Annotated in this window: 19 protein-coding genes and 3 tRNA genes; 10 read left to right on the top strand and 12 right to left on the bottom strand. The window is 52.2% G+C overall.

Annotated elements, in window-relative coordinates; translation table 11 throughout:
- Positions 1-29: 29 nt before the first annotated feature.
- The 3 genes from ACO0LK_RS05125 to ACO0LK_RS05115 all read right to left on the bottom strand — a co-directional run bounded on the left by ACO0LK_RS05125 (position 30) and on the right by ACO0LK_RS05115 (position 532).
- Positions 30-106: transfer RNA gene (locus ACO0LK_RS05125), tRNA-Asp, on the bottom strand.
- Between the two features lie 26 nt (positions 107-132).
- Positions 133-208, bottom strand: a tRNA-Val gene (locus ACO0LK_RS05120).
- 51 nt (positions 209-259) lie between these two features.
- Positions 260-532 carry an HU family DNA-binding protein gene (locus ACO0LK_RS05115; protein WP_186946728.1) on the bottom strand — a complete coding sequence of 91 codons (273 nt, stop codon included), beginning with the start codon at positions 530-532 and terminating at the stop codon, positions 260-262.
- 505 nt (positions 533-1037) lie between these two features.
- On the opposite strand from ACO0LK_RS05115, the gene nadB reads away from it, so the two are divergent.
- The 5 genes from nadB to ACO0LK_RS05090 all read left to right on the top strand — a co-directional run bounded on the left by nadB (position 1038) and on the right by ACO0LK_RS05090 (position 8142).
- Complete coding sequence (gene nadB, locus ACO0LK_RS05110; RefSeq protein ID WP_422972804.1) at positions 1038-2645, top strand: L-aspartate oxidase; 1608 nt, start codon at positions 1038-1040, stop codon at positions 2643-2645.
- Between the two features lie 229 nt (positions 2646-2874).
- A complete protein-coding gene (locus ACO0LK_RS05105) occupies positions 2875-3546 on the top strand; it encodes an ABC transporter ATP-binding protein (protein WP_422972802.1) in 672 nt (223 codons plus the stop codon).
- On the top strand, positions 3543-5672 hold the full coding sequence (locus tag ACO0LK_RS05100; RefSeq protein ID WP_422972800.1) for an HlyD family efflux transporter periplasmic adaptor subunit: 2130 nt from the start codon (positions 3543-3545) through the stop codon (positions 5670-5672). Before ACO0LK_RS05105 ends, ACO0LK_RS05100 begins: the two co-directional genes overlap by 4 nt.
- Positions 5669-6910: an efflux RND transporter periplasmic adaptor subunit gene (locus ACO0LK_RS05095; RefSeq protein ID WP_422972798.1), complete on the top strand. Its 1242-nt coding sequence runs from the start codon at positions 5669-5671 to the stop codon at positions 6908-6910. Before ACO0LK_RS05100 ends, ACO0LK_RS05095 begins: the two co-directional genes overlap by 4 nt.
- Complete coding sequence (locus tag ACO0LK_RS05090) at positions 6907-8142, top strand: ABC transporter permease (RefSeq protein WP_422972796.1); 1236 nt, start codon at positions 6907-6909, stop codon at positions 8140-8142. Before ACO0LK_RS05095 ends, ACO0LK_RS05090 begins: the two co-directional genes overlap by 4 nt.
- Before the next feature lie 107 nt (positions 8143-8249).
- Here ACO0LK_RS05090 and nadC read toward each other — a convergent pair whose 3' ends face one another.
- The 4 genes from nadC to ACO0LK_RS05070 form a co-directional block, all read right to left on the bottom strand.
- Positions 8250-9116: a carboxylating nicotinate-nucleotide diphosphorylase gene (gene nadC / locus ACO0LK_RS05085; RefSeq protein ID WP_422972794.1), complete on the bottom strand. Its 867-nt coding sequence runs from the start codon at positions 9114-9116 to the stop codon at positions 8250-8252.
- 41 nt (positions 9117-9157) lie between these two features.
- On the bottom strand, positions 9158-10297 hold the full coding sequence (gene nadA, locus ACO0LK_RS05080; protein ID WP_422972792.1) for a quinolinate synthase NadA: 1140 nt from the start codon (positions 10295-10297) through the stop codon (positions 9158-9160).
- A 123-nt stretch (positions 10298-10420) separates the two neighbouring features.
- Complete coding sequence (locus tag ACO0LK_RS05075) at positions 10421-12472, bottom strand: M13 family metallopeptidase (RefSeq protein ID WP_422972790.1); 2052 nt, start codon at positions 12470-12472, stop codon at positions 10421-10423.
- A gap of 38 nt (positions 12473-12510) precedes the next feature.
- On the bottom strand, positions 12511-14448 hold the full coding sequence (locus ACO0LK_RS05070) for a CocE/NonD family hydrolase (RefSeq protein WP_422972788.1): 1938 nt from the start codon (positions 14446-14448) through the stop codon (positions 12511-12513).
- A gap of 275 nt (positions 14449-14723) precedes the next feature.
- Here ACO0LK_RS05070 and ACO0LK_RS05065 point away from each other — a divergent pair, with 275 nt between their 5' ends.
- On the top strand, positions 14724-15158 hold the full coding sequence (locus tag ACO0LK_RS05065) for a hypothetical protein (protein WP_422972786.1): 435 nt from the start codon (positions 14724-14726) through the stop codon (positions 15156-15158).
- Positions 15159-15271: 113 nt separating this feature from the next.
- On the opposite strand, the gene ACO0LK_RS05060 is transcribed toward ACO0LK_RS05065, so the two are convergent.
- Together ACO0LK_RS05060 and ppnN are read right to left on the bottom strand one after the other, a co-directional pair.
- Positions 15272-16228 carry a chemotaxis protein gene (locus tag ACO0LK_RS05060; RefSeq protein ID WP_422972784.1) on the bottom strand — a complete coding sequence of 319 codons (957 nt, stop codon included), beginning with the start codon at positions 16226-16228 and terminating at the stop codon, positions 15272-15274.
- A 62-nt stretch (positions 16229-16290) separates the two neighbouring features.
- Positions 16291-17661, bottom strand: coding sequence for a nucleotide 5'-monophosphate nucleosidase PpnN (gene ppnN / locus ACO0LK_RS05055; protein ID WP_422972782.1), 1371 nt, complete (start codon positions 17659-17661; stop codon positions 16291-16293).
- A gap of 228 nt (positions 17662-17889) precedes the next feature.
- Between ppnN and ACO0LK_RS05050 the strand changes: the two genes are divergently transcribed.
- A tRNA-Met gene (locus ACO0LK_RS05050) sits at positions 17890-17966 on the top strand.
- Positions 17967-18136: 170 nt separating this feature from the next.
- Here the strand turns inward: ACO0LK_RS05050 and ACO0LK_RS05045 are convergent.
- Positions 18137-18511: a VOC family protein gene (locus ACO0LK_RS05045; protein WP_422972780.1), complete on the bottom strand. Its 375-nt coding sequence runs from the start codon at positions 18509-18511 to the stop codon at positions 18137-18139.
- A gap of 624 nt (positions 18512-19135) precedes the next feature.
- Here ACO0LK_RS05045 and ACO0LK_RS05040 point away from each other — a divergent pair.
- Entirely contained in the window at positions 19136-19363 is a 228-nt protein-coding gene (locus ACO0LK_RS05040) for a hypothetical protein (RefSeq protein ID WP_422972778.1), read from the top strand.
- A gap of 41 nt (positions 19364-19404) precedes the next feature.
- Here ACO0LK_RS05040 and ACO0LK_RS05035 read toward each other — a convergent pair whose 3' ends face one another.
- The gene (locus ACO0LK_RS05035) at positions 19405-20205 is read right to left on the bottom strand and encodes a LytR/AlgR family response regulator transcription factor (protein WP_422972776.1); all 801 of its coding nucleotides are present in this window, start codon (positions 20203-20205) and stop codon (positions 19405-19407) included.
- A complete protein-coding gene (locus tag ACO0LK_RS05030) occupies positions 20202-21239 on the bottom strand; it encodes a sensor histidine kinase (RefSeq protein WP_422972774.1) in 1038 nt (345 codons plus the stop codon). Before ACO0LK_RS05030 ends, ACO0LK_RS05035 begins: the two co-directional genes overlap by 4 nt.
- Positions 21240-21436: 197 nt before the next feature.
- On the opposite strand from ACO0LK_RS05030, the gene argH reads away from it, so the two are divergent.
- Together argH and ACO0LK_RS05020 are read left to right on the top strand one after the other, a co-directional pair.
- Positions 21437-22831, top strand: coding sequence for an argininosuccinate lyase (gene argH / locus ACO0LK_RS05025; RefSeq protein WP_422972772.1), 1395 nt, complete (start codon positions 21437-21439; stop codon positions 22829-22831).
- A gap of 365 nt (positions 22832-23196) precedes the next feature.
- Positions 23197-24345: an ABC transporter substrate-binding protein gene (locus tag ACO0LK_RS05020; protein WP_422972770.1), complete on the top strand. Its 1149-nt coding sequence runs from the start codon at positions 23197-23199 to the stop codon at positions 24343-24345.
- Positions 24346-24485: the final 140 nt, after the last annotated feature.

Here is a 24485-nt window from a genome sequence, read left to right as displayed (position 1 = left end):
GCGAACTTTCGTTCGCCTTTTCGATTTTCTGGCGGAGCGGACGGGGCTCGAACCCGCGACCCCCGGCGTGACAGGCCGGTATTCTAACCAACTGAACTACCACTCCTTTTTTACTGCTGTATGTTTGCTGTGTGGTGGGCGCTGAGAGGCTCGAACTCCCGACCTAAGCCTTGTAAGGGCTCCGCTCTACCAACTGAGCTAAGCGCCCCACTCGTACAATCAAACACCGTAGCGCTAGTCACCGCGCCACGAAAGAGCATTAGTTTACCGCATCTTTCAATGCTTTGCCAGGTTTAAATTTAGGAACCTTGGCAGATTTGATCTTGATGGCTTCGCCAGTACGTGGGTTACGGCCAGTTCTGGCGGCACGTTTACCGACGGAAAAAGTACCAAAACCAACCAGAGTTACTGTACCGTTTTTCTTCAAGGTCGATTTTACTGCACCAATCAGGGCATCCAGCGCACGCGACGAAGCCGCTTTAGAGATATCCGCTGTTTTAGCAATATGATCGATCAACTCAGTCTTGTTCACTTATAGCCCCCTCACAAAAATTTGAATTTCGCAATGATGTATTCGATTATTTTATTGGTCGTGCAAGCATCACCGCCAGCAGGAAATCTGCATCCGGTATTAGAGCAAGCCGCAAAGCCTTGTGTCAAGCGGTTTGCACGCTTTCTGACCAAGTTTGGCGAAATGTGATTTACTTATTCGTTTTTTCAGCTTGCTGGCAGTAAAGTTACTGTGCAAAAAATCAGTTAGCTGCGCGTTTTTGCTATATGGAAAAGCTACCCGCTTTGCCATACTGATTTAGAATATGACAGACCTGAAAAACAAGAGCCAGAAATCAATGAGACCCGGAAGCGCATCTGCCGCCCTCCTTCATGCAGACAGCAAGCTGCACCAGTATTCCTTCTTAGGCATATAGTATGGCTTTAAGTTATAGGCAAAACTCAGTGCCGGGCATGATGTGCCAACCAGCACACCCATACTGACATCGCCTGATCACCACACCACTCACCTATATTCATATCAGATAATGAAGAATTTTGACGTAGCAATTGTTGGTAGCGGACTTGCCGGCCTGTCTGTCGCCCTGCATCTGGCACAGACACGTAAAGTCGCCATCATTTCCAAGCGCGAATTACTCGACGGTGCCAGCAACTGGGCACAGGGTGGTATCGCAGCCGTACTTGATTCGCATGACAGCCATGAACAACATATTTCCGACACACTGATTGCAGGCGGCGGACTATGTGACGAAGGTGCCACCCGCTATATCATCGAACACGGCCGCGAAGCCATAGACTGGCTGATAGAACAAGGCGTTCCCTTCACCCGCGATGAAGACGCAGAGCTCGGCTTTCACCTGACCCGTGAAGGCGGGCATAGCCAGCGCCGTATCATTCATGCAGCGGATGCCACAGGTCATGCAGTTCAGGTGACACTGGAACAAAAGGTACGCAATCACCCCAACATCAGCCTGTTTGAACATCACTATGCAATCGATGTCATTACATCGGCCAAGCTGGGTGACACCTCCCCCACGCCACACTGCCTTGGTCTGTACGTGCAGGATGTTAAAACCGGCGAAGTACATACCTTCGCCGCCCAGCACACGGTGATGGCAACAGGTGGTGCCGGCAAGGTCTATCTGTATACCACCAATCCGGACACGGCTACCGGCGATGGCATCGCCATGGCCTGGCGTGCTGGCTGCCGGGTAGGCAATATGGAATTCATACAATTTCACCCGACCTGCCTCTACCACCCTTTCGCCAAATCATTCCTGATTACCGAGGCGGTACGTGGCGAAGGCGGCATACTGAAATTGCCAGCCGAAGCCGGCGCATCCGCCGGCAAACGCTTCATGACCAGTCATGATGAGCGCATGGAACTCGCGCCACGCGACGTGGTCGCCCGCGCCATCGACTTTGAAATGAAAAAACGCGGCCTGGATTATGTGGAACTTGACATTAGTCACCAGCCGCCTGAATTCCTGAAAGAACATTTCCCCACCATTTATGCGCGCTGCCTGGAACTGGGCATAGACATCACCAAACAAGGCATACCGGTCGTGCCTGCGGTACATTTTACCTGCGGTGGCGTGGTGACTGATACCGATGGCCGCACCGATCTTCCCGGCCTGTATGCCGTAGGCGAAACTGCCTATACCGGCCTGCATGGCGCCAATCGCCTGGCCAGCAATTCTTTGCTGGAATGCCTGGTAGTTGGCCGCGCTGCTGCCAAACATATCGAAGCACAGGAACGCTCCAGTGTGATTGCCTTGCCTGATTGGGATGAAAGTCGCGTATCCGATGCAGATGAAGAAGTCGTCATCGCCAATAACTGGGATGAATTACGTCGCTTCATGTGGAATTATGTCGGCATCGTGCGCACCACCAAACGCCTCGAACGTGCCAAGCACCGCATACGTTTATTGAAGGAAGAGATAGACGAATATTATGCCAACTTCCGCATCACGAATAACCTGCTGGAATTGCGTAACCTGGTGGAAGTCGCCTCATTGATCGTCAATAGCGCTCTGTCGCGCCGCGAAAGCCGTGGCCTGCATTTCAGCCGCGACTACCCGGATACCCTGCCCAAAGCCCTGCCTACGGTACTCTCGCCCAAGCGCAAAAAATAAGTCACACCTGCCTCGCCATCAAGCTGCGTGCTCGTGCATCTTGATGGCAACATCAACAGCCCCCCCTGCCCTCAGTCATCTGATTTTTTATCGCGCAAGCGGATAGACGTTTGACAAATAAACTTGGCACAGTGATACTGCCCGACGCCGCCTTTATTTCATGCCGTACATCGCAAAAAAAAGAAGCGCTACGATCAGACTGATTGTCCATACACAGATAAAAATTCGAATGATAAAACTGAGTCAGGTACGCAAAACCTATAAGCAGGGTGGCAATGAAATCCGGGCACTGGATGGCATAGACCTGCATATCGCCACTGGTGAATTTGTCGCCATCATGGGCCCTTCCGGTTCGGGCAAATCGACCTTGCTGAACGTACTTGGCGCACTGGATAAACCTGATCAAGGCAGTTACCTGTTGAACCAGGATGAAATCAGCGCCATGGATGACGATGCCGCTTCGGAAGTGCGGAACCGCAACATAGGTTTTGTGTTCCAGTCTTTTCATTTGCTGCCGCGCCTGACCGTGCTGGAAAACGTATTACTACCGCAACGCTACAGCAAAGCGCCCGATGCGCAGGCAGAATCGCGCGCGCGTCAGTTACTCGAACGCATAGGCCTGGGGCAGCGCATGGACCACAGACCCGGCGAATTATCTGGTGGCCAGTTACAACGTGCGGCAATTGCCCGCGCCCTGCTGAACCAGCCCGCCCTGCTGCTGGCAGACGAACCTACTGGCAATCTCGATTCCAAAAGCGCCGCCGACGTACTGAGCCTGCTGGGTGAACTTCATGCCGGTGGACAAACCCTGGTGCTGGTCACCCATGACCCCGCAGTAGCGGCAAAAGCACAAAGAACCATCCACCTTGCCGATGGCCGTGTTGCAGAGGTGGTCGCATGAAGAAAAGTTCAAGTATATCCATGCGCACCTTTGCAGCATGGTGTCTGCCAGCGACACTACTGATCGTCAGCCCCCTGCTGGCGATCACATCGCTGGCGCAGACCAAGACATCTTCGCCATCAGCAAGCGCTACGACATCGGCAAGCACAGCAAAAATCAGGCCCGTGCTACTGACAGGTGAAGTCATCGCCAAAGATTCCCAGGCCATCTTTGTGCCGCCATCCAACTCATCTCCTGTCGTCTTGCGCAATTTCGTGGCAGAAGGCAGCAAGGTCAAAAAAGGCGATTTGTTGTTGCGCATAGAAACACCCAACAGTTCCAACATCGAACAACTGATCATAGGCATAGACCAGACACGCGCAAAAACCGAAGCCGAAGTCGCCAAACTGGAAGTAGCCGCACTGGAAGCGGAAAAAAATCTGGTCAACGCCAAAGCCGCACTGGCCAAGGCGCTGGTCGATGCAGCACTGCCAAAATCACAGATTACAGCACTGGATTTCGATAAATACCAGGCAGAGAAAGAACGCGCCGAACGCGATCTGAAAGTCAAGCAACTGGCCTTTGATGACGGCACTGCCGCAGTCAACAGAAGAAAATCTGATGGTGATCTGGAACTGCAGAAGCAGCAGGTCAACGTGGCTTACCTGAAAGCACAACTGGCGCGTTCAGAAGTACTCGCCAGTCAGGATGGCATCGTCGTACACGGCTACAGCGCCTGGCGCGGTGAAAGACTGGAAGAAGGCTCCAGCGCCTTTCCTGGCAATGTCGCTGGCCAGGTCATGGGGTCCGGGCAAATGGAAGTCAAGGCCTGGGCACTGGAAGCCGACAGAATCTACCTGGCCGAAGGCCAGCCGGTACAACTAACATTTGATGCACTGCCAGGCGTGACGATCCAGACCACCATCACCACCATCTCGCACGCACCGGAAGAACATACGCGCTGGGGTTATGGACGTTATTTCAGAGTAGATATCAAATTACCGGCGCAATTGGGAAATTACGTCCTGTCACCCGGCATGAGCGTACTGGTAGAACCCTTGCAGGCAGCAAAAAAATCTGCATCCGCATTACCACTGGCAACCAAGGCAGCCAAGGGAGCGAAAAACGAAACGGCCAGTGAAATTACCATAGAAGGCGACATACAGTCACGTGTAGTCACCCCTATCGGGCCACCCTCCATTCCCTATATCTGGCAATACACCCTGGCACAAATGGCGCCGGAAGGCAGCATCGTCAAAACAGGCGACGTACTGGTGATGTTCCAGGCATCCGAAGTGCCAACTCAACTGGCCAACCAGAAAAGCCAGTTGAATGAAAAGCAGCGGGCCATGGAAAAACTCAAGCTGGAGCATGCTGAAGCAGAAAAAGCTGCTGACCTGGCTGTTGCCGAAGCACAAAGCAATGCTGAAAAAGCCGTCAGAAAAGCTACCATGCCGAAAGAACTGATACGTCGCATAGACTATGACAAACTGGTGATAGAAAAATCCCTGAATGCTGATCTGGCGGCCTTATCAGTCAAATTGCGCGCTACCCAGATTCGTGCCCGCAAGGCCGAAAAAATAGGACTGGAAACAGAAATCGCACAATTGCAAGGCAAGATAGATGTGCTGGTAAAAGGTCAGAAAAACCTCACCGTTGTGGCCCAAAAGCCAGGCATGATGATCTACAAAACCAATTTTAGTGATGACAAATTCGCTGTCGGTAGCCAGGTATGGGTGGGCATATCGGTAGCCAGCATTGCCGATCCGGAAAAATTATTTGTCTCGGCCAAAGTGCCGGAAGCACAATCCAATGCCATACGGGTGGGGCAAAAAGCACGCATCAACATTCCCGGCGCAAACCTGACCCTGGCGGCCCGCGTGACTGGTTTAAGCACGGTATTCCACAGTAAATCCACCACCCAGCCCATCATCGTACGTGATGTGGAGTTGGAGTTTGAACAGCCCCCCAAAGGCTTGAAACCAGGTGCAGCTGTGCAGGCGATACTCTCAACGGTCAACTCAGCAGCCAACTCAGCGGCCAACTCAGCGGCCAACTCAACAGCGAGCTCAACTGCAAGTCCAACTACAGCGACAACCGGTGGTGCCAGCCAGGCCATCAAAGCGGGTGCGGAGAAAAAATCATGAGCGTAAAAATAATCTCCTGCCTGGCGCTCACCCTGATGACATGCGCAGCATGCAGCAACCAGCCAGAATCGGCACAAGTTGCCACTGAAAATTTTGCTGCACGCAACTGGAAAGAAAGCATCGTCGTCGATGGCGAAATCATTGCCGCCAACAAGACGCCGCTGACTGTGCCAGGCGAAGGCTGGGATAGCCGGACCCTGATAGAAATGCTGCCAGAGGGTAGCCTGGTCAAGAAAGGCGAAGTCATTGCCCGTTTCGACGCCCCCAGATCACGCATGGAACTGTCACAGGCCGAGCTGGAATTATTGCGCAAATCCCTGGCCGAAGAAGGCATACAGGCCAGTGATACCAGCAGCCGTTCCAGCCTGCTGGCCGACAGTGCCAAGGTACAAACTGATCTGCGCCTGAGCGAGCGTTATGCAAACGCCGACCTGGCTGTTTTTTCACGCAACAAAATACTGGATGAGCTGCAAGACGCTGGCTTCCTGAAAACCAAGCGCGGTTACCTGGACTGGAAAACTGGCCAGGTGCAGGCACGTAGCGCAGCAGAACAGGCGGTACTGGGCTCGCAAAAAGAAAGCGTTACTCTGAATGCCAATCAGCACCGCAAGAACCTGAATGCACTGGATTTACTGGCCCCACACGACGGCGTATTTTTATTGCAGTCTAGCTGGGACGGCAGCAAACCCCAGATCGGTGCCAGCAAGCGCCCACGGGAAGAATTTGGTTCCCTGCCCGACCTGGAACAACTGGTCGCCAATTTCAATATCGAAGAAGGCCGCACTTTTGGCCTGAAACTTGGCCTGCCCGTGAAAGTACGCCTGGCTGGCAGCGGCAAGGAAATTGAACTCAGCATCACCAAGGTAGGCAATAGTGCCAGCGCCATGTCACGTGAATCACCGGTGAAATTTATCAACTTTGAAGCGGCATTCAAAAAAGAACAGGCGCAGGCACTGGGACTCAAGCCCGGTCAGGCACTGATAGGCACCGTCAGCCTGATCAACCAGGCCAATGCCATGACCCTGCCTAATATTGCGCTGGTGCAGGATGGCCCCAATTTTGCTGCCTATGTCAAAGAAGGTGATCAGGTCAAAAAGCAGGCCGTCACCCTGGGGCTGCGCGGCCCGGCCCGCAGTGAAATCAAGACCGGCATCAGCAACGGCGCGCAGGTGGTATTGCTGCCTGAAACAAAAGACAAAGACAAAAACAAAGAAACAGCCAAGGAAAAGAAATCATGAACCGTGCCCTGATCCTTGAAGCCGTCAACGAACTGCAAAGACGCAAATTACGTACTGGCCTGACCTTGCTTGGCATGATCTTCGGCGTCGCCGCCATCGTTGCCATGCTGGCCGTAGGTGAAGGTAGCCGGCGCGAAGCATTGCGTCTGGTGGCTGAACTGGGGCTGGACAATGTCATCGTCGAAAGCAAGCAAATCGATGACAAACGTCTCAAAGAAATTCGCACCCGTTCGCTGGGCCTGTCTGCCGCCGATGCCGACGCTGCCCTGTCTGTCGTGCCGGGTGCCAAAGCGGTGGCACTCAAGAAAGAAATCAAGGTGGATCAGCTTGCCAGCGGCAGCCTGGTCGTCACAGCCCGCGCTTTTGCGGTATCCAACAGCTATGCCGAACTGGGTGGACTACAACTGGGCCAGGGCCGCTGGTTGAATGAGGATGACGATGCCAGCCTGGCACCGGTGTGCGTGCTGGGGCCACGTCTGGCACATAAATTATTTGGAGACAGTAACCCCATAGGTGAACGCATCAAACTCAATCACGCCTGGCTGGAAGTGGTGGGCGTACTGGCTGACCGTGCGCTCAGCAAGACCGAATTTGAAGGCGTGAAACTGGGCCTGGATGATGAACGCCTGTTCGTGCCATGGCAAACCGGACGTGCCCGCTTCCACTTCACCATGCTGGAAGATGAAGTCGATGGCATCAGCCTGCGCCTGGATGGCAAAACACCGCCTGATATCGCCGCCCGCGTCTTGCAAAACCTGATAGAGCAAAGACATGCCGGTACCGACGACACCAATCTCATCGTCCCCATGGGCCTGTACCGCCAGAACCAGCAAACCCAGCGTATCTTCACCATCGTGATGAGCTCTATCGCTGCCGTTTCATTGCTGGTAGGTGGCATAGGCATCATGAACATCATGCTGGCGAACGTGCTGGAGCGCCGCCGTGAAATCGGTCTGAAACGCGCCCTGGGCGCACGCCGGCGCGATGTGATTGAACAGTTTCTGGCGGAAGCCCTGGTGATTGCCTTTAGCGGTGCCATCCTGGGTGTGATCCTGGGTGCCATTGCTGCTTACAGCATTGCGGCCCTGGCAGGCTGGTCAGTCGCCTGGTCACCTGTCAGCCTGATCGTTGCAGTCAGTCTGTGTGTTGCTGTTGGTCTGGGCTTTGGGGTGTTTCCGGCACGGCAGGCTGCGGCGCTGGATCCGATTGCGGCATTGAGGACAGATGGGTAAGCGGATGGGCAAACAAAAAGCAGGCAAGAAGCTTCGCCCATTACAACTAAAGCTGCTTGCATTTAGTTGAAAATTGGCGAAGCGCGTTACATGTTACCTATGCAGCTTCAAACAATACGCAAAGAATAATCCGTCGCCTTGATATCCTTGGTCAGGCTACCGATGGAAATGCGGTCCACGCCAGTTTCGGCGATCGCCCTGACAGAGGCATGATCAATCCCGCCAGATGCTTCCAGCAAGGCGCGGCCAGCGGTGATAGCCACGGCTTCGCGCATCATGGTGGTGTTGAAATTGTCCAGCAAAATAGAGACGGCTCCGGCATTCAGTGCGGTCTGCAATTGCTCCAGGGTTTCCACCTCTATTTGTATAGTCACACCGGCATTCAGGCTCAGCGCCTTTTGCATTGCTTCAGCTACGCCACCGGCAGCGGCGATATGGTTTTCCTTGATGAGGATGCCATCGTATAAAGCCAGGCGCTGGTTCTTGCCACCGCCTACACGGACAGCGTATTTTTGCGCCAGACGCAGACCCGGCAAGGTTTTACGGGTATCCAGTATGGCGGCTTTGGTGCCGGCGATAATGGCAACGTATTTGCTGGTGGCCGTTGCCACGGCGGACAGTAATTGCAGGAAGTTCAAAGCAGAACGTTCGGCTGTCAACAAAGCCCTGGCAGGTGCCTTGATTTTGCAGACGACCGTGTTTGCCTGCATCTGCGCGCCTTCAGCGTATTGCCAATCGACTTCGATGGTTTCATCCAGTGCCGTCATGACGGCATCAAACCAGGGGGCGCCACACAAAATGGCGTCTTCGCGCACGATGACTTGCGCCTGCACCACTTCGTCGGCTGGCACCAGTAAGCCAGTCAGATCGACGGCACCAACGTCTTCGTCCAGTGCATCGCTTATATTGCGCTCAAATGCTGTTTGCAAATCCGTGTCAAATGGAAAATGCGTATTCTTTAAATTGCCAGGCATCGTTAACTAACCTCAGTTTTATTTTGTGGTGTTTGCGGTATTCAGGCCGGGCCTATGCCGGAAAACAGTTTGGCTTCTTTCGCCAGATCACCTGAGGGACGCACATTGGCTTTTTTGGCGGCAGCAAAATCCAGCATGCGGTCTATACAGACCTTGGCTTTTTGCCCGACTGTCGGGTCAACCTGGATTTCATTGTTGCCGTTTTCCAGCACCTGCACCAGATTGCGCAAGCCATTCATGGCCATCCATGGGCAATGCGCACAACTCTTGCAGGTCGCGCTGTTGCCAGCGGTAGGGGCAACGATAAAGCGTTTGGTTGGTGCAGCCATTTGCATTTTGTGCAGAATGCCATTGTCGGTGGCGACGATAAATTCATCCGCATCCATGGTCTGCGCTGCATGAATCATTTGCGAGGTGGAACCCACCATGTCTGCCAGGGCAACCACGGCAGCCGGGGATTCAGGATGGACCAGGATTTTTGCTTTCGGATGTTCAGTCTTAAGCACATCCAGCTCTATACCCTTGAATTCATCATGCACCAGGCAAGACCCTTGCCACAGCAACATGTCGGCACCGGTCTGTTTCTGGATATAGCCACCCAGATGTTTGTCTGGTGCCCAAAGTATTTTTTTACCCTGCGCATGCAGGTGCGCGACAATGTCCAGGCCTATGCTGGATGTCACCATCCAGTCAGCGCGCGCCTTGACTGCGGCACTGGTGTTGGCATAGACAACTACGGTACGGTCAGGATGGGCATCGCAAAAGGCGGCGAATTCATCAGCCGGGCAACCCAGGTCCAGCGAGCAGGTTGCATCCAGGTCTGGCATTAAAATGGTTTTTTCAGGGCTGAGTATTTTTGCGGTCTCGCCCATGAACTTGACACCGGCCACGACCAGGGTTTTGGCGGGGTGGTCACGGCCAAAACGCGCCATTTCCAACGAGTCAGAAACGCAACCACCAGTTTCTTCTGCCAGATCCTGTAATTCAGCATCGACATAATAATGCGCAACCAGGACCGCCTGTTTTTCTTTCAACAACTGACGTACCCTGGCTTTCAGCTCCAGCCTTTCGATGGCGGAAGGCGCATCGGGCACGCGTGCCCATGCATTGGCGGTACAGCTACTGCCCACATCCATTTGCGGACGTTCAAATTCGACAACTTTGGTTTCCATATGGTCCATATAGCCTACATATATGGAGTGCAGCCAGACATTGTGCTGCACTCTGATGACAAGAAATATTGACAGCTCAAAGGCGATTCGGTATCTGCCTCCAAGCTGCATTCCAGGCCATAGTATACGCTCTTACCAGATATTTACCCGGGTCGCTGTCGGCCTCAGTGGAGAACGCTCTCCCTTGCACTGGAAAGCGTCTGAAAATTCTGGCATGTTTGCCAATGGTGCGATGACGCGGTATTTGTCTGGCGAATGCGGATCGGTTGCCAGTGACATACGCAACATCTCATCACGTACCAAGCTGCGGAAGCTTTGCGCATTGGCAACAAAAAAGCGTTGATCTACAGTCAGACCATCTATCTCTTTGGCCTGTGGCTTGTGCTCCAGCGACTTGTGCAGCGCTTGCAGGGCGATTTTCATGCCACCCAGATCGGCAATGTTTTCACCGGCAGTCAGCTTGCCATTGATATGCAATTTATCAATCGGATTAAATTCGTCAAACTGCTTTTCTATGGCCTTGACGCGTAGCAGGAATCTTTTCTCATCCGGTTTGGTCCACCAGCTTTTCAGATTGCCTTCTGCATCATACTGACGCCCCTCATCATCAAACGCGTGCGTCAGTTCATGGCCAATGGTGGCACCGGTATTGCCATAATTGGCAGCCGGGTCAGCATTCACATGGTACAAAGGCGGCTGCAGTATGCCCGCAGGGAACACCATTTCATTCATGGTGGGATTGTAATAGGCATTCACCGTCTGAGGTGTCATACCCCATTCGTTCCTGTCTATGGGCTTGCCCAGCTTGGTCAGGTTACGTTTGAATTCAAATTCGGACGCGCGTGCGATATTGGCGGCGTAGGAGCCGGTGTCGATCTGCAAACTGCTGTAGTCACGCCAGGTATCGGGATAGCCTATCTTGACGATCAGGGTATCGAGTTTTTTGTATGCCTGCTGCTTGGTCGTATCTGACATCCATTCCAGCTTGCTGATGCTGTCGCGCATGGCCAGCTTGATGTTGCCCACCATTTCCAGCACGCCTGCCTTGGCTTCAGGACCAAAGAATTTAGCAACATACAATTCGCCCATGGCTTCACCCGCCATGTTATCAATCGTACTCAAGACGCGTTTCCAGCGCGGTTGCAATTCTTTGGTGCCAGCCAGGGTTTTGCCATAGAAATCGAATTTCGCGTTGACAAAATCTGCACTCAGATCACGGGCATTAGCGTTGGCAAGTTGCATACGCAAATAGATTTTCCACTGATCCAGACTGACACTCTGCACCATACGCCCTGCTTCGGCGATGAACTTGGGGTGTGCCAGATTGAACTGTCCGGGCTGGGCCAGACCCAGTGCATTGAAATAGGCAGCCCAGTCGGTTTTCTTGTCGCTCTTTTGCAAGGCACTCAAATCTGTCAGATGATAACTGGCCTGCGGATCGCGCAGTTCCACTTTGGTCAGCGAAGCCTTGGCCAGGCGAGTCTCCAGCGCCATGACAACCGCTGCATTACGTTTTGCCTGATCTGGCGCATCGCCCAGCAGGCCAAAGATATGTGTCACGTAAGTCTGGTATTTGATCCTTATATCTTTGGTTTTGGCATCGTTTTTCAGATAATAATCACGGTCAGGCAGACCCAGGCCACCCTGCATGATTTGTGGAATATAACGTGTCGTATTTTTTGCGTCCTGGTCGACTGCAAAATTAAATAATGGCATCACGCCCTGTTTGTGCAGACCGGCAATCACCGTCAGCAATTGCTGGCTATCCTTGATGACATTGATTTTTGCAAGTTGTGGTTCCAGCGGTTTTGCACCCTCTTTTTCTATCAGCGCCTCGTTCATGCCGCTCGCATAAAAAGCGCCGACCAGTTGCGCCGACCGGCTTTTGCCTTCACCTTTGGCAGCAGCCTCGGCAATCTGTTTCAGGGCGGCCAGATTTCTTTCTGTAACTTCATCGTAAGCGCTGTAACGTGCGCGGTCTGCCGGTATGGGATTGGCTTTCAGCCATTCACCATTTGAGTACTGGAAGAAATCCTTGCAGGGATCGGCCTTTTTATCCATAGCCATGGATTCCAACACCAGTTGATTGGAGGTGGCAGTTTGCGCCATCGCCAGATTGACCACGCATGTCAGTCCCACCAGGCTGGCCAGCAGGCTACGCTTGAAAATATTTTTTGTTTTCATCTTTTTATTTCCCTCTTTTTCTTTTTAATTTATAGCTTTTATTGTGGCAATACCTGTACTGCTACCCCTGAATACTGGCCGGGCGAACGATACACTCTCTGCGTCGCCTTCTGGAAATCTTCAGGATTGGCCTTGGGAATATCCATGAATTTTTGCGGATTCAAATCCACCAATGGAAACCAGGTACTTTGCACCTGCACCATGATGCGATGGCCACGGCGGAAGGTATGCTGGATATCCGGCATGTTGTAGCTGATTGCTGCCACCTTGCCTGGCACAAAAGGCTCGGGCTTTTCAAAACTGTTGCGGAACTTGCCGCGTAAGGGTTCGCCCCTCACCAATTGCTGATAACCCGCCATGGTGACTGAAGGGGGTGGCACATCATTGGCCCGTTCACGCACCACCTGCTTGTCCGGATAAGTGGGTGGATAGACATCGATCAATTTCACGATCCAGTCAGCATCCGTGCCGGACGTGGACACAAACAGTTTTGGATTGACTGGCCCGACCAGGGTCACGTCTTCGTCCAGTGGCGCGGTCTGATACACCAGCACATCTGGCCGGGTGGAAGCAAAACGCTGGTCAGACACCACATATTCACGCGGCGCACCGGTTGCAGCATAGGAAATAAAAGGCACAGGCTTTTTGGGGTCACTGATGTATTCATCAAAGGTGTTGAATTCAGTCTGTGGTTCCTTCCAGCTCAGGCTGCCATCATTGCCAAAATACAGGGTGCGTTTTTGTGCCTGCTGTGGCGGCCAGGTAGCATATTCACGCCAGACATTGGTGCCGGTTTCAAACACGGTCACCTCTGGCAGGGCCTTGCCGGACGCACCTTTCAAATGCTGCTCAAAGAAAGGGAAGACGATATTCTTGCGGTAATACTCGCCTGTTTTGGTCTCAAAATTCACATTCCCCAGCGACTTGCCCTCTGCCCCGCCCCAGGCACCATGTGACCATGGCCCCATGACCAGTCCGTTGTAATACCCCTTGTTATTGTTTTTGATACTGTGATACGTCGTCAGTGGCCCTTGCGGATCTTCCGCGTCATACCAGCCACCGACAGTCAGCACGGCAGCCTTGATGTTTTTCAGATGGGCGGCGATATTCCTGCTTTTCCAGAAATCGTCATAGCTGGTATGTTCTATCGTCGGTATCAGTAACTCGCGCTGTTTGTCTGTCAGTTGTGCCGTGATGTTTTTCAGGCTCATGTGCTTGAGGAAAAACTCATAGCCGTCCGATGTACCAAAATCAAATGACTCCCAGCGCTTGGGCAAGGTGGTAGGATTTTTTTCTATCGTAAAGCTGGAATAAAATCCAAAATTGGCCGCCAGCATGAAGGCACCGCCATGATAGGAATCATCCCCCATGAACAGGTCAGTGACCGGTGCCTGTGGCGACGCTGCCTTGATCGCCGGATGCGAGTCGATGATACTGGCCGAGGTATAAAAGCCAGGGTAAGAAATACCCCAGATACCCACCTTGCCGTTATTGCCCCTGACGTTTTTCAACAGCCATTCAACGGTGTCGTACATGTCCTGGCTTTCCACACCCTCACCAGCCTGTTTGCTGGTTTTGACGTGTGGTGTCATTTCCTGCCAGACGCCTTCTGACATATAGCGGCCACGCACGTCCTGCTTCACGAAGATATAACCGCTCTGATCAAATTCTTTCGATGGCCCCAGTGATTGTGGGTAAAAATCCACGCCATAGTTGGATTGACCGGCGTCATACACTCCGCTGCCGTAAGGCGAACGATTCATCAGGAAGGGATAAGTCTTGCTACTGTCCTTGGGAACATAGACAACCGTGAACAGGCGCACGCCATCACGCATGGGGACTTGATATTCGTACTTGGTATATAACTCGCGTATGGCAGGCTTGGGCACTTCAGGAGCATCTGCCAAGGCAGATTCGGCATAAGCCGGAAAGCTGGCAACCAGGGCAAGCGCGCACAGTGCTGCACATTTTTTCATCAGAAGTTGCATAATATCCTGTATAAACGGGGTCTGGTTCAGGGTTTATTTAGTCGCTCAATTCAGAGCTTAACTAATGGCCAAATTTGCGGCTTAGTTTCAGACATACATGAAACAGTACAACCCGCAATATGTGCCCTCTGTGTCATTGCGATGTCGCCTTTGTCACGGAAGCCCAAGAATAGTAACTGAGTGTAATTCCGGCAATAAGTTTCCAGTTTTCGTCCTAAGCTATAAAATCACCCTGAAATTTGTCATCACATTGTCAGAATATCATGAACATGCTTAAAAGAATTCTTCTAGTCTGTAGTTTGCTGGCCGTGACCTTCCCGGCCATGGCGCACTCCAGCCACTTCCGCCCTCGCGTCAGTCTGGGCATTTCCATTAATCCGTTCCCGATTTATTACGGCGCGCGTTATTCCTACGGCCCACGCTACTACCCGTATGACTATTCCTACCCGTATTACAGCAGCGTGGTGATTGCTCCCTCTGTGAGTTATGTGGCACCGGTCACCCGCTACACCGAGGTAATTGAAGAACGCACCTATAGCAGCGACAATGAAAGCAATGTCATCAGGCTGCCAGATACCAACCCACAAAACAATGCCGGCAAAGACTGGCTGTATTGCCATCAGCCTGACGGCTTTTACCCTGCGATCAAAAATTGCCCGGGCGGCTGGCAACGCGTGCCGGCAGCAAGCTCCCGGTAGTTACCAAGGCGAAAGAATAAAAAAGGGTGCAATGATGAATTGCACCCTTTTTCGCTTACATTCCAAGCATTTGCACCACTCGTGCCGGAAAAATATTTCTTTCTTGCAACTTCTTATTTTGCCAATACGTTACGTATGGTCGCAGCCAATTCTTCAGCAACAAACTTGGCGACATAGGCATCTGCACCCACAGTCTTGATATGGTCTTCGTTGGTGGCACCAGACAATGAAGAATGAATCACCACCGGCAAGAACTTGAAGCGGTCATCACTCTTGATTTTACGTGTCAGGGTGAAACCATCCATTTCCGGCATTTCCAGATCCGTCAGTACCATAGACACCTTGTCGCGCACGCCCTTGCCTTCTGCCTGCGCTGCCGTCGCCAGGGATTGCAATTTCTCCCATGCCTCCTTGCCTGTCTTGGTCATGATGAAATGGGCACCCATTGCTGTCAGTGCCTGTTCGATCAAACCGCGGGCAACCGCAGAATCATCGGCTGCCAGAATGGCAGAACCCGGTATCATCTGCAGCTTGGCACCGATCGTATCCGGATCGACATCCTTGGTATCAGACGGCGTGATCTGGCGCAAGATCTGCTCCACATCCAGCACCTGGGCCAGGCGGGTATCTTCGGTATCCCCATCCAGACGGGCGATACTGGTCACCATACCACCTGCCGCACTGTTTTCAGCGGACAGAACCTGGTTCCAGTCCAGACGAACGATTTCTTCCACCGATTCCACCGCAAAACCCTGGGTAGTACGGGCATATTCAGTGACCAGCATGATATTCAGGCCAGTTTTTGGCTTGAGGCCCACCACTGCCGGCAAATCAATCACAGGAATGATTTGCCCGCGCAAATTCACGACTCCAAGCATATGCGGCATCGCACCAGCCATGCCCGTAATGGCTGGCATGGCTACAATTTCGCGCACCTTGAAAACATTAATGCCAAACAACTCGGATCGCTCGCTAGCGCCATCTGTACCCAGACGGAACAGCAAAAGCTCAAATTTGTTCGACGCGGTGAGGTTGGTACGTTCGTCAACTTCCTGCTGTACGGAACTCATGTCTGTTTTCCTCAAAAGTGATAGGACCTGGCCTATTATCCTACGGTTTGACTGCCACGCAATTACTTTATAACACGGTAGCAAGGGGTATAAGCCTTGCCTGGCAACTTCATGCGACTTTGCGCAACAAAGGATGCCAGCAAGGTATCCATTGATGCCATTATTTCACTATCGCCACGAATTTCAAAATGTCCATGTTTTTCTATCGCCCGTATGCCCTGGTTTTTGACATTACCAGCCACTACCCCTGAGAATGCACGACGCAAATTGGCTGCCAGCAAATGAGTTTCCTGGTTTTTGTGCAAAGCCAGATTACGCATGTTTTCATGCGTAGGTTCAAACGGTTTCTGGAATTCCGCATCAATCTTCAATAACCAGTTGAAATAATAGGCGTCACCCCTGGCCTTGCGGAATTCGCGTACTTTCTTGATACCGGCATGTACTTCCTGTGCCACACGGGCCGGATCATTCACAATAATCTGGTAGCTCTTTTGTGCTTCCGGGCCCAGCGTTGCGGCGATAAACTGGTCAATCTGGCGGAAATAATCTGCCGCGCTTTCCGGACCGGTAAAAATCAGCGGGAAAGGCAGCTCGGCATTATCCGGATGCAGCAAAATCCCCAGCAAATACAAAATCTCTTCCGCCGTACCGGCACCACCGGGAAACACAATGACAGCATGACCAACGCGCACAAATGCTTCCAGACGTTTTTCGATATCCGGCAAGATCACCAGATGATTCACGATAGGGTTAGGCGCTTCCGCCGCAATAATGCCAGGCTCGGTAATGCCCAGATAACGGCCAGTGGTCACCCTTTGCTTGGCATGCCCTATGGTCGCCCCCTTCATCGGACCCTTCATAGCACCAGGCCCGCAGCCAGTGCAGATATCCATGCCACGCAAACCCAACTGGTAACCTACCTGCTTGGTGTAATCATATTCTGCCCCCGAAATCGAATGGCCGCCCCAGCACACCACCATATTCGGATTCACTTGCGGACGCAACAGATTGGCGTTGCGCAAGACATGAAACACCGCATCGCTGATGCCTTCCGTGGTGCCCAGATCAAACTTCCTGACGTCGCCGATTTCAGCGTTGATAAACAGGATGTCGCGCAACACCGCAAACAGATGCTCCTGTATGCCCTTGATCATCACCCCGTCCACAAAGGCGCTGGCAGGCGCCCCCTTGACATCGAGTTTGATACCGCGTTCGCGCTGTATGATGGTGATATCAAAATTCTTATAGCGTTCCAGCAATTCCTTGCCATCATCCAGACCACTACCGCAATTCAGTACGGCCAGCGCACAACTGCGAAACACCTGGTACAAGCCACCATGACTATGGTCCAGCAATTGCAGCACTTCTGCCTTGGATAACACTTCCATCCGGCCTTCCGGGGAAATCTGGGTGTCGATTACTTCAAATTCCATGACTACTTTTTCACTCCTGAAAATAGCGCACAGGCTTGCTGCACATGACTGTACCGCCAAGCATCCGTGTATCCATTATGCATGGATTTACATCCAACTTCCGCAATAGCGATGTTTTTTTGATGCAATAATTTGCGAACAATTGTTGCGGTGAAAGATCGTATAAAAATATTTACACATATAGATTGTAAGCCGCGCCAATGCGATGTACAATTCGCCTCCTTCAGACGCGGGGTGGAGCAGTCTGGCAGCTCGTCGGGCTCATAACCCGAAGGTCGTAGGTTCAAATCCTGCCCCCGCAACCAAATTGACAACACGCCACCGGCTGCAATCAGCAGTTTTTCGGTGGCGTTGTTGTATTAGGCATTGATTTATCATCTCTAGCAGACACATCACGCATCATGCAAATCAGGCATTAGGGCCAGACAAGAGCGCATCGCCAGGTTTAGCTCCGTTAATTTCCAGATTGGCGAGGTCAAGCCTCGGGCTCATGGTACACCGCTTCAATATTGTGGCCATCCGGACCAATGACAAAAGCCGCATAGTACCTGCCCTGATATTGCGGGCGCAAACCCGGCGCGCCATTGTCTCTGCCCCCGGCTTCGAGCGCTGCGTGATAGAAGGCATCAACTTGCTGCCGACTCGCAGCCCGAAAGGCCAGATGAAGATGCGCCGGCTTTTCTTCGGTTTGATAGAGGCAAAGTGAAACTTCGTCGTTTGCAGAAAGCTCAACGCCATAACTTGGCACGCCCTCAGATACAACTGCGACGCCGAACGGTTCCAGCGCATTGAGGAAGAAGGCTTTGCTCGCAGCAAAGTCGCTGACTCCGAATTTGACATGATCAAACATGGCTACCTTTCATTAAGTATGTGCACGCACGAGAAACGCCTTACATTCAAGCAGCGTTGCTTAACTGCGTCAACCGCCACCTACAGCAATACCAATCGCAGACCCACAGCCAGAAAGCTACGGGGCCAAGGGCTATTACAAAACAACAAAAAGACATGACGCTTATAAAGAACAAACTCGTATAGTCAATCCAATGCCGATGATTCAATATTAAATTAGATTAATTGTCATTGTAAATTCCCGAGCGCCATCCCGGTGTTTACTTAAATTTTGGCTATCAAAGTCACAAGCTCCCCAGCCATACTTTATTTCAAACCCGTATGGCTATTTTGCTGCAAATTGTTGATTGGCATGCTATTCTCGCGCCTCAGTTTTATGTGTGGTCGCAGTCCGTTATGCGGATATGGATACATAGATGGAAATCTGGATCAAAGCAGATGACTGTATTTTTTTCTGGCGAAGATATATCCAGAATTGTCGACGCATTATTGTCGACGCATTACTACGCCCTCTAACAGTAACGACCAACAGTCGCGACCGGAAGTTTGGCAATTTTTGACAAATGCCTTTTCATTTTTTAGACAACAACAGCCCAACACTTGCCAGCATCACTCATTTAGCATGATGAAAGACAACAAAGATAACGCCACCCTGGAATTGCCGGGCTTTGGCGAGCCAATGCCGGTAGCGTCCGAGCCGAGAAAAATACTCAAGCTGGTACCGCGTCAGCAAGGTAAAAAGCAAGAGCAGCTGGAATTGCTGGAAGTATTGGGGCCGACTGACTGTAGTGGCTTGCCGGCTTGGGTGTTCGATGAAAATACAGATCTGACCGGTTTGCCGGTCTGGCGCTAGTCCGGTATCAAACCACCAACACGGCTGCGACAATTTTATTTTTACACACGTACCAGCGCCTTGATGACCGGCCATTGCCGGCGCGAGATCGGTAGACGTTCGGCAGCACCGGACACTATCACCTGCCAGGATTCGGATGCCTTTTCCTGACCTGCTTCTGCATCAACCACTTGCACTGCCCTTTCCACACCACTGATGGCCGCACGCGTCACCAGAGCATTGCGATGCACCCTGACCAGCAGGTCGCCGAGTTCGGTTTCGATGGATGTCAGCGATTCTTCCACCAGATATTCACGCTGACTGGTATGCAGGGTGACGTATTTCTGTTGCGCTTTAAGGAATAGCACGTCAGTGACCGGCACCAGCAAAATACGCCCTCTTTCCAGTACTGAAAAATGCTTGCGTCTGGTAAGTGCACTCTCACCCGTCAGCGGTAAAGCCGCAGGATGTCCATCGCGGATCTGTTCGGCGGCACGCCGGATGGCGTCCTGCAAACGGCTGGCACGTACGGGCTTCATCAAGTAATCCAGGGCATGCACTTCAAATGCCTTGACGGCAAATTCGTCATACGCAGTTACAAAGATGATGGAAGGTGGACGAAAACCAGCCTGATGCTGACCCAGGTGCTGTGCCAGTTCTATGCCGCTCATGCCGGGCATCTGCACATCGAGCAACAGGATATCGGGTTGCAGACTGGCGAGTTGATCCAGTGCTGACATCGCGTTTTCTGCTTCACCCAGTACAGATGTCGGACAATCCACCTGTATGTCAGACAGCAAGGTCATCAGCCTTTGCCTGGCGGGTGCTTCGTCGTCAACGATCAATATCTTGGGAATCTTCATCTCTTGGCTGGAAAATGCAGTCTGATTTCAAATTGGGCGTCCCTCACACCGTGTTGAAGTTGCGCTTCGATATCATAGAGCAAACTTAATCGCTGCCTGATGTTTTCCAGCGCCATTTGGTTACCAGATGTTAAATTGACGTTGGCATGATACGGGTTGGTAACAGTTATTTCGATCTTGTCCAGCACCCGGCCCAGCTCCACTCTGATCAGCGCAGGAGTAACCGAAGGCTCAACCCCATAATGCACGGCGTTTTCCAGCAGGGGCTGCAAGAGCAATGAGGGTATTTCGATTTCCTGCATTTCCTGCTCGCTCAGTCGATCACTGACCCACTCTATTTGCAGTCGGTCACCCAGACGTATTTTTTCGATTGCCAGATACTGCTCACACAAACGCAATTCATCTCGCAGGCTGGTCATAATGCGGTTGTCGCGCATCAGCACACGAAACAGGTCGGCCAGATCTTCCAGCATCAACTCTGCACGACGCGGCTCGGTACGGATCAGCGCCAGCGCCGTATTGAGGCTATTGAACAGGAAATGGGGACGTATGCGCGCCTGCAAAGCCTGTAGCCTGGCTTCGCCCAGTGCGGGTGAAAATGCACGGGCACGCAATTCAAAATACTGCTGAAACACCAGGCCCAACAAGAAGCAGCTAAACATCGCAAAATTGATATCAAAGCGCGGGAAGCTGTATTCAAACCATTCCATGTTTTTCAGGTACAGCAAGAACAGGCCGGCAATCGCCGCTGGCAGCAAGCCGCATAACAAGCGCTGCAACCACGGCTGAAAGGGGAAACGCATGGCCAGCCTGCGCAGATTGCATAGCAATAACAGGGATACCAGGCTGATGGTTTCCAGCAGGATGGCACTTTCCAGAAAATTTTGCAGCATCACGCGCCAGTCATCGCCACGTGCCGACAGCACCAGCAAACCCAGCACATTGACAGCCACCAGCACACGGGATATCACGCCGACATTGCAACAATCGGGGATCAGGGGCTCATTTTGTGGCAAGGGATTTTTTATCGTCATTCTTGTTTCATTGAGATGGAACACAAGCGCAAGAGGCACTGACTATGCCTGCATGCCGGGTCAAATTGCATAAAAAAACTGCAAAACCTGTCATTTTGCACCAGCCAGACTCCAAGTCCCGGGCTATTGCAGGCCAAAATCTGGGATAATCTGCACCAATCTTTAAGCAAACGCAGCCAAATTGGCAAACTATTACTATGACATCACAATTCAATAAAAAAAGCGAGGCATGGTCTGCCCGCTTCTCGGAACCTGTCTCAGATCTGGTGAAACGCTATACCGCGTCGGTGTTTTTTGACAACCGCATGGCTGCTTTTGATATACAGGGGTCGCTGGCCCATGCAGAAATGCTACAGGCTCAACATATCATCAGCACCCAGGATTATGCCGATATACAGCGTGGTCTGACACAGATACAGTCAGAAATCGACAGTGGCAAGTTTGAATGGCTGCTTGATCTGGAAGATGTGCACCTGAACATAGAAAAACGTCTGACCGAACTGGTGGGTGATGCGGGCAAACGCCTGCACACCGGCCGTTCACGCAATGACCAGGTCGCGACCGACATCCGTCTGTACATGCGCAGTGCCATCGATAATATCGTGGTATTGCTGGCTGATTTCCGCAGCGCCTTGCTGGACCTGGCAGAAAAAAATGCCGATACCATACTGCCGGGCTTCACCCATATGCAGGTGGCGCAGCCAATCACCTTTGGCCATCACATACTTGCCTATGTTGAAATGTTTGGCCGTGACAGTGAACGCATGCTTGATTGCAGAAAACGTGTCAACCGCCTGCCGCTGGGCGCAGCCGCCCTGGCTGGCACCACCTTCCCCATCGACCGTGAACGCGTCGCCAAAACGCTGGGCTTTGATGAAGTCTGCTATAACTCGCTGGATGCCGTATCCGACCGTGACTTCGCCATCGAATTTTGCGCTGCTGCTGCACTGATCATGACGCATATTTCCCGCATGTCGGAAGAGTTGGTGATCTGGATGAGCCCACGCGTCGGCTTCATCGATATCGCTGACCGTTTCTGCACCGGCTCATCCATCATGCCGCAAAAGAAAAACCCTGATGTACCCGAACTGGCGCGTGGCAAGACTGGCCGCGTCAATGGTCACCTGATTGCCTTACTGACCCTGATGAAAGGCCAGCCACTGGCCTATAACAAGGACAACCAGGAAGACAAGGAACCACTGTTTGACACCGTCGACACCGTCATCGACACCCTGCGCATATTCGCTGACATGGCCGGCGGCATCAGCGTCAAGCCGGAAGCCATGCGTGCCGCCGCACTGCAAGGCTATGCCACCGCCACCGACCTGGCCGATTACCTGGTCAAGAAGGGCCTGCCTTTCCGCGATGCCCATGAAGCCGTGGCACTGGCCGTACGCACCTGCGTAGACAAGGCATGCGACCTCAGCGATATGTCACTGGAAGAATTGCGTGATTTTTCCAGCCTGATCAATGAAGACGTGTTTGAAGTACTGACACTGGAAGGCTCGGTTGCGGCCCGTAACCATATCGGCGGTACGGCGCCAAACCAGGTAAAGGCAGCAATTGCCCGCGTGCGCAAGCAACTGGCATAAATTATCATCGCTGCACAAACAACAGTCCCAACACATACCAGCCTGCCTGTTCACACAGGCGCTGGCGTGTGCTGCCATTCTCCGGCACGGTATTTCCAGACTGGAAAAAAGGCCTTTTCAGTAGTACTACTTAAGTAATGGATATTGCATCGCAGCATGGCGTTTTATTGCTGCTGAGGTTGCCAGCCCATACAATCCTCCGTGACAATAAACAGCTAATAAGTTTAGCGATCTCGCCTCCTCTGCCTGTGGACATGCAAATTTGTTCCTGACAGCAACGGATATGCCTGGACAGGAGCAACTCCAGACCATATGTCCGACGTCGAGAATCGCAAGAGTCATCATAATTTTTCAGGAGATCAACCATGTCATACCGTCTTAAATTGTTAGCCGCTGCCACGCTCTTGGCCTATTCCACACTGAACCAGGCTGCTGATATCAAAATCGGCGTTGCCGAGGCCCTGACTGGCCCAGCCGCCAAATATGGTGTTGCCATCAAAAATGGTTTTACGCTGGCAGCAGACCAGATCAATGCCAAGGGTGGCGTGAACGGCAACAAAATACAATTGGTCGCTGAAGATGAGCAGGGTAAAAAGGAAGACGCCATCAATGTCTTCAAAAAACTGCTGTTCCAGGAAAAAGTATTGATGATTTTTGGCCCTACCCTGTCGAATTCAGCCTTTGCCGCTGACCCGATTGCCAATGCCACCAAGACTGTTGTATTTGGCACCAGCAACACTGCTGACGGCATCACGAACATGGGACCATTCACCTTCCGCAATTCCGTCATGGAAGCCGACGTATTGCCTGTTACCACGCGCGCAGCGGTCAAGCAATTCAACATCAAAAAAGTAGCTATCCTGTACGGCAATGATGATGCGTTTACCAAGAGCGGTTACGACGTTTTCAAAAGCGCACTGGCTGAACAAAAAATCCCGGTCACGGATACAGAAACCTATGCCAAGGGTGATGTGGATTTCAAGGCACAGTTGACCAAGATCAAGGCATCCAATCCTGACGCCATCGTTTGCTCTTGCCTGGCTGAAGAAGCAGCGAATATCATCCTGCAAACCCGCTCCCTGGGCATGAAGCAGCCATTCGTCGGCGGCAATGGTTTCAACTCACCAAAACTGTTTGAAATCGCCAAGGATGCTGCCGACAATACACTGATGGGCAGCCCATGGTCTGCTGAAAATCCATCCGCTGCCAACAAGAGCTTCATGGCTGACTACAAGGCAAAATTTGGTTCAGACCCTGACCAGTTTGCGGCACAGGCATTTGATGCCATGCACATTGTTGCAGAAGCCTTGAAAAAAGTCAGCCTGAGCGGTAGCCTGGAAAAAGATCGCCTGGCATTGCGTGATGCCTTGCCAGCCGTGAAGATTGAAGGCGCAACCGGCAAATTTGCATTCCGCCGCGCTGCACCGAAAGACGGCAAGGAAGCTGGCTATGACGCCCAGCAAGATGCCATCGTCAATATCGCCAAAGGCGGCAAATTTGTATTGCTGAAATAAATGAATACCTGCCCCTGCGCCCCTGGCAAGCCGGGGGCTGGGGCAGATTTTTTACGACTTCTCTTGCCGGGATGATTGTCATCCCATAGACATATGCACATGCGCTGGTGGCCTGCCTGCATCTGCACATGAAAACGAAG

Origin of the sequence: Undibacterium sp. Ji49W, assembly GCF_049340205.1 — a bacterium.
In the GTDB taxonomy this organism is placed as follows: Bacteria; Pseudomonadota; Gammaproteobacteria; order Burkholderiales; family Burkholderiaceae_D; genus Undibacterium.
This window is presented reverse-complemented; position numbering and strand designations above follow the sequence as displayed.

Excerpts from the sequence above, each read along its gene's own strand:
- nadB (WP_422972804.1), top strand. The coding sequence starts at position 1,038 with ATGAAGAATTTTGACGTAGCAATTGTTGGTAGCGGACTTGCCGGCCTG.
- ACO0LK_RS05105 (WP_422972802.1), top strand. The coding sequence starts at position 2,875 with ATGATAAAACTGAGTCAGGTACGCAAAACCTATAAGCAGGGTGGCAAT.
- ACO0LK_RS05100 (WP_422972800.1), top strand. The coding sequence starts at position 3,543 with ATGAAGAAAAGTTCAAGTATATCCATGCGCACCTTTGCAGCATGGTGT.
- ACO0LK_RS05095 (WP_422972798.1), top strand. The coding sequence starts at position 5,669 with ATGAGCGTAAAAATAATCTCCTGCCTGGCGCTCACCCTGATGACATGC.
- ACO0LK_RS05090 (WP_422972796.1), top strand. The coding sequence starts at position 6,907 with ATGAACCGTGCCCTGATCCTTGAAGCCGTCAACGAACTGCAAAGACGC.
- nadC (WP_422972794.1), bottom strand. The coding sequence starts at position 9,116 with ATGCCTGGCAATTTAAAGAATACGCATTTTCCATTTGACACGGATTTG.
- nadA (WP_422972792.1), bottom strand. The coding sequence starts at position 10,297 with ATGGACCATATGGAAACCAAAGTTGTCGAATTTGAACGTCCGCAAATG.
- ACO0LK_RS05075 (WP_422972790.1), bottom strand. The coding sequence starts at position 12,472 with ATGAAAACAAAAAATATTTTCAAGCGTAGCCTGCTGGCCAGCCTGGTG.
- ACO0LK_RS05070 (WP_422972788.1), bottom strand. The coding sequence starts at position 14,448 with ATGAAAAAATGTGCAGCACTGTGCGCGCTTGCCCTGGTTGCCAGCTTT.
- ACO0LK_RS05065 (WP_422972786.1), top strand. The coding sequence starts at position 14,724 with ATGAACATGCTTAAAAGAATTCTTCTAGTCTGTAGTTTGCTGGCCGTG.
- ACO0LK_RS05060 (WP_422972784.1), bottom strand. The coding sequence starts at position 16,228 with ATGAGTTCCGTACAGCAGGAAGTTGACGAACGTACCAACCTCACCGCG.
- ppnN (WP_422972782.1), bottom strand. The coding sequence starts at position 17,661 with ATGGAATTTGAAGTAATCGACACCCAGATTTCCCCGGAAGGCCGGATG.
- ACO0LK_RS05045 (WP_422972780.1), bottom strand. The coding sequence starts at position 18,511 with ATGTTTGATCATGTCAAATTCGGAGTCAGCGACTTTGCTGCGAGCAAA.
- ACO0LK_RS05040 (WP_422972778.1), top strand. The coding sequence starts at position 19,136 with ATGAAAGACAACAAAGATAACGCCACCCTGGAATTGCCGGGCTTTGGC.
- ACO0LK_RS05035 (WP_422972776.1), bottom strand. The coding sequence starts at position 20,205 with ATGAAGATTCCCAAGATATTGATCGTTGACGACGAAGCACCCGCCAGG.
- ACO0LK_RS05030 (WP_422972774.1), bottom strand. The coding sequence starts at position 21,239 with ATGACGATAAAAAATCCCTTGCCACAAAATGAGCCCCTGATCCCCGAT.
- argH (WP_422972772.1), top strand. The coding sequence starts at position 21,437 with ATGACATCACAATTCAATAAAAAAAGCGAGGCATGGTCTGCCCGCTTC.
- ACO0LK_RS05020 (WP_422972770.1), top strand. The coding sequence starts at position 23,197 with ATGTCATACCGTCTTAAATTGTTAGCCGCTGCCACGCTCTTGGCCTAT.